The organism is Edwardsiella piscicida (assembly GCF_001896205.1).
Taxonomy (GTDB): Bacteria; Pseudomonadota; Gammaproteobacteria; order Enterobacterales; family Enterobacteriaceae; genus Edwardsiella; species Edwardsiella piscicida.
On sequence record NZ_MPNU01000001.1, the window covers coordinates 1,601,091 to 1,605,294 of the forward strand.

The following is a 4,204-nucleotide window of genomic DNA, read 5'->3' on the forward strand; positions in this document are numbered from 1 at the left end:
ATTCAGATTCGCCGCGCTAAGCCTGAAGATAAATCCTATACGCTTGGGGATGGGCAAGGCTTGCCATTGCTTAGAGCCTAATGGAAGCAAGAGCTGGCAGTTCAGCTATCGCTATGCCGGTAAACCCAAAATGAAATCGCTTGATGTGTACCCGACAATCACACTTGTCGATGCTCGTCCCCGTCGCGATGACGCTCGAAAACTTGTGGCAGAAGGAAAGAACCCTCGCGAGGTTCGAAAAGAGCAAAAGCTGACTCTGCAAACAGAGTCAGAGAACGCCTTCGAAAAGATCGCGCCGGAGAAACGCGATCCGCAGCTCAAGGATAAAATTGTGTGCGAGCTGGCCGTGATTCTGCGCCAGCTTATGCAGAGGTTCAGCGATCCGATGACCGCGCGCACTCTGCTCCAGTCGCAGCAAAACTCCGACGAGGCGCTCAGCATTAAGCGCGATGCAGACCCGACGTTTAATTTGTGTGGCTATTTGGAAATGCTCTCGCAAACCAACGGGATGTTTATAGGATCATCCCGCGTAATTATCGTAAATATCTCTATCACGCGTATCTCGCCTATATGGAGGCTAACGGATACAGGAACGTGTTCAGCCTGAAAATGTTCGGGCTGGGGCTGCCCTTGATGCTGAAAGAGTACGGTCTGAATTATGATAAACGGCATCCAAAGTAGGGGATACAAACCAATCTGTCACTGAAAGAGGAAAGCTACGACGACTGGCTGCCGAAGTGCGACGACCGCGTAGCAACATAACCTCACTTAGACCAGCAACAATCGGTCTTTTCCTTTCTGGCTATTGCCACAAGGTGAACAATCCACTGTTCACCCTTCACCGTATATTCACCCTGCATCACTATGAAATTATTGATAAAAAACCTAAGGTGAACAGTAAAACCTAAAAAAACTTTTGTATCATCTTCTACAGCCTGCTCACTGCCATATAATTCTGTACCGTGTTTACGGTATTCTGTTGAAAGTAATTTATAAAATATCAAGGGCGGTCAAATCGTCCGCATTCAATGAGGTTTACAATGGCGCAGGATGCTTGGATTGTGCAATTGCAGATGCTACTAGCTCATATACCTGTCAAGGATATTATGATTAATGCAGTCGGAAGTTTTGTGGGTGGTGTAGCACTCATTTGGCTTGCAATGAGTAATCATGGTGTTCGTTTTTTAAGGACAAAGTTAGCAAGACCTAATGTTCGTATCGAACGACGTAGAACACCTGAAAATATATTCACAGGGATGGAGCTTGGTGCTCCATCTCGCTGGGTTGAACAGCAATTAGGTGTTCCTAACCGCATAGGCGATAAATGGTGGGGATATAGGTTTTCAGACTCACTGGTTTCTCTGACATTCAACTCAAATGATTCTATCGAAAGCATCGCAGTGGCATTGATTGACCATGATACAACTTTCGAATTTCCTTCTTGGCACCTTTGCTGCCCAATGCTGGGAAGGTTAACCCTAAAAGATCTTATGGAAGAGGAACACTTAACTTTAGAGTATAGGGAATCCTTACGGCATCAAGAACTTGTAGTTTCGGGAAGAGAAGGACCGCCAGGAGCATGGAGTTATGTTGCCTTTGGGGCATTGTCGCCTCATGCCCCTGGGCAGTTGTTACCGAGTGATTTCGAATGGGACAGTGATCGTGAAACTCTTCTGAGCAGTTCACAAGACGTAAAAATCAACTGGGCTGCAGTTTCAAGTACCTCATACATCCATGTTTTTCCATGGGATTTAGGTTTAACGCTTTGACCTTAATAGCATCGATTTGGCGTATCTGCTTATGTTGATAAGTGGGGGCTGATCATTGTGGAGGTTAGTAGACTCGTGTCCAGATTTTGGCCTGAAGAGAGTGTATGAAAAATGAACGCACTCGCCAGTGTGTATAGGTGTATGTGTAGGAAAAATTTTGCTTTTAGGCGTAAAAGTATTAACATAAACGTATAGTTAAAATAGATTGCTTAATATTAGTGAAATTCGCTTTCATAGTGATGGCTAAAATAATTTAGTTGAGTGGCATTTAAATGGAAAAAAGAAAATTAGAAGAGCATGTTCTTAATTTATCAAGACCAGCGCTACACAAATTGTATGGTGGTTATAGTATCGATGCAAATCAAGTTGATAGGCCTGATGCAGCAATTGATGTTAAAAAACCTCACAAAACTTTCGGTAAAGAAAGAAAACCATTCAAGGTTGGGGTGGAAATAACGACGGTTGACCCAGCGAAAACGCTGTCGTACTTAAATGATGAAAATTTTGGGCGAGATATAATCAATAATCAAATTAATGATTTGATTTCAAATGGTATTGATAGTGTTCGCCCATCAAAGAAAATTGATACAAAAATAACTAGAACATATATATATGATAGTGTAAAAAAGAAAGGGAAGAAATATGAAGAATATACATTGGCTGGGGATTTTAAAGAAACTATCGTTCTATGTTTTAGTGATGTAATTGACTCTGGAAATCAAATCTTTAAAAATGGACTTTGTGAATGGACAAACTATCTACTAAGCGAAGATGCTTTTCCTTTTGATAAAGTTATTTTTGTTGGCCTTCGTGGAGGAAATCCTGTCTGTGTTTATGATAAGAGTCGACCTGTTAAGGTAATGCCAAAGGAATATCAATACGAACACTCTTCAATTACATCCATGCAAGGACCAATGTTAAAATTTGGTAAGACGTATAATTTAAATGATTATTTTTCTCAAGAGCCATTGATCCCTCAAAAGAAAAAGTAGTAATTATTGAAATACACGAGTTTATTTGAAATTATAATTAAGTAATTTCTTGAGCAGTCAGTCGTTCAGAAAGTAAATCTTTTCATAAGATCTTATGTAAAAGAACGGTGCTCTTATATTGTGTGATTTAACTTTTCAAATGAGTTGACTGAGTATCAAATGAAGCTGCTTTCAGATTAGTTTAATGGTCAATTGATTTGGCTGTTAGTCCAAGTTGGCAAGCAAGTCAGTACATCACACTCATAATGGTAAATAGGGGGATGTTTTTCATAGAATTTCCTTTTGGAATAAATAAATTACTTAACCCAAAAGGAACCCTGTTTGTTATTCAGTGATTATAACCCTGATACGTTTATATAGAACTGACCTTTACCTTCATCAGTTTTCTGAATCCGGTATGTTATAGGTAAATAGTTTTGTAGATCTGGCTTTGTAAATGTTAAATCAGCCGCACACTGATAGACATCAAGCCCTGATTCATGGCTTATTGTTCTGACATTTTCAACAGAAATTCGCACATCCTTATCCAGTGTCATGCTTTTCTCGATAGTCTTTCCTGCAATGTCCACAACCAGATTTTTTGCATCATTACTATTGCATTTTGGCGTTTTCTCGCCGCAGCCAGCCAGCAAACCAGCAGCAATTAATACCAGAAGTATTGCTCTTTTCATCTATAGTTCCTTAGCTAATTAAAGCTACTTTTATTTCTTATTAAATAGACCATCCATTGTGCCTGCCGCAGAAGCCCCGCAGTATCCCTCGCAACCACGAGTCATAATGCTGGTCTTACCGTTTTTCAGTTCACTAATTACTGCAACACACTGGCTGGTATTGTCATTCCAGACCCAGCGACGCTTCTGGCTTTCTCCGGCAGCTATTTGCTGTGCTGTCCCCTCCATATTGCATACGCCCGAACCATCCCCCGTTGAGGCATTAATGTTGAATTCAGCATTGCCCTTTCCCGGATTCAGGGTTAGAACCGCTCCGGGTTTTACGTACTGTGCTGCTGCGACAGGTAGCGTTACGGCTACCATCAATAAGGCCAACAGTTTTCTGTTCATTAATTAATTCCCTATTAAGTGATACGGATGTTTTTGGTGATTTTCCCCAGTGCCAGCGGTCTGCGTTTTTCCACAAAGAAATAAACGACGTTGAATGCGGACTTGCGATGATTCCCCCGACCAAGAGAGGGCCAGTTGCGGAAAGATTCGATCTGTTCTTGTGAATAGGGCGTGTCAGAGAAGTCAAACAGCACAAGCAAGGCTTTGCCATCGTGCTTCATCAATTTCTTTACTTCTGTACTGTTGACGGTCGCGGAGACATTGGAACGTGCCGCAGTTGGTTTACGTACTGCAAACTCAACGGCTACATCATCAATGACAAAATCAATGTAACCGTGCCCGGATACAGTTCCTGGCAGCTTGCTTTTGACTTCCGGTGAGT

At 41.6% G+C, this 4,204-nt stretch carries 5 protein-coding genes and 2 pseudogenes; 4 read left to right on the forward strand and 3 right to left on the reverse strand.

Annotation, left to right across the window (positions count from 1 at the left end):
* The 4 genes and pseudogenes from BRD58_RS18080 to BRD58_RS17865 all read left to right on the forward strand — a co-directional run.
* A pseudogene (locus tag BRD58_RS18080) lies at nt 1-301 on the forward strand (Arm DNA-binding domain-containing protein); the annotation flags it as partial.
* Nucleotides 284-762 (forward strand): annotated as a pseudogene (locus BRD58_RS18230) (primase-like DNA-binding domain-containing protein); the annotation flags it as partial. The pseudogenes BRD58_RS18080 and BRD58_RS18230, both read left to right, overlap by 18 nt.
* Nucleotides 763-1,040: 278 nt before the next feature.
* Nucleotides 1,041-1,769 carry a hypothetical protein gene (locus BRD58_RS07295; protein ID WP_073382087.1) on the forward strand — a complete coding sequence of 243 codons (729 nt, stop codon included), beginning with the start codon at nt 1,041-1,043 and terminating at the stop codon, nt 1,767-1,769.
* A 272-nt stretch (nt 1,770-2,041) separates the two neighbouring features.
* Nucleotides 2,042-2,761, forward strand: coding sequence for a hypothetical protein (locus BRD58_RS17865; RefSeq protein WP_139263890.1), 720 nt, complete (start codon nt 2,042-2,044; stop codon nt 2,759-2,761).
* A 335-nt stretch (nt 2,762-3,096) separates the two neighbouring features.
* Here the strand turns inward: BRD58_RS17865 and BRD58_RS07300 are convergent, their stop codons facing one another.
* The 3 genes from BRD58_RS07300 to BRD58_RS07310 all read right to left on the reverse strand — a co-directional run.
* Nucleotides 3,097-3,432 carry a putative periplasmic lipoprotein gene (locus tag BRD58_RS07300; protein WP_073382091.1) on the reverse strand — a complete coding sequence of 112 codons (336 nt, stop codon included), beginning with the start codon at nt 3,430-3,432 and terminating at the stop codon, nt 3,097-3,099.
* A gap of 30 nt (nt 3,433-3,462) precedes the next feature.
* Nucleotides 3,463-3,822: an acyl-CoA dehydrogenase gene (locus tag BRD58_RS07305; RefSeq protein ID WP_073382094.1), complete on the reverse strand. Its 360-nt coding sequence runs from the start codon at nt 3,820-3,822 to the stop codon at nt 3,463-3,465.
* 14 nt (nt 3,823-3,836) lie between these two features.
* A partial coding sequence (locus BRD58_RS07310; RefSeq protein ID WP_073382097.1) for a hypothetical protein occupies nt 3,837-4,204 on the reverse strand: 368 nt, incomplete at its 5' end.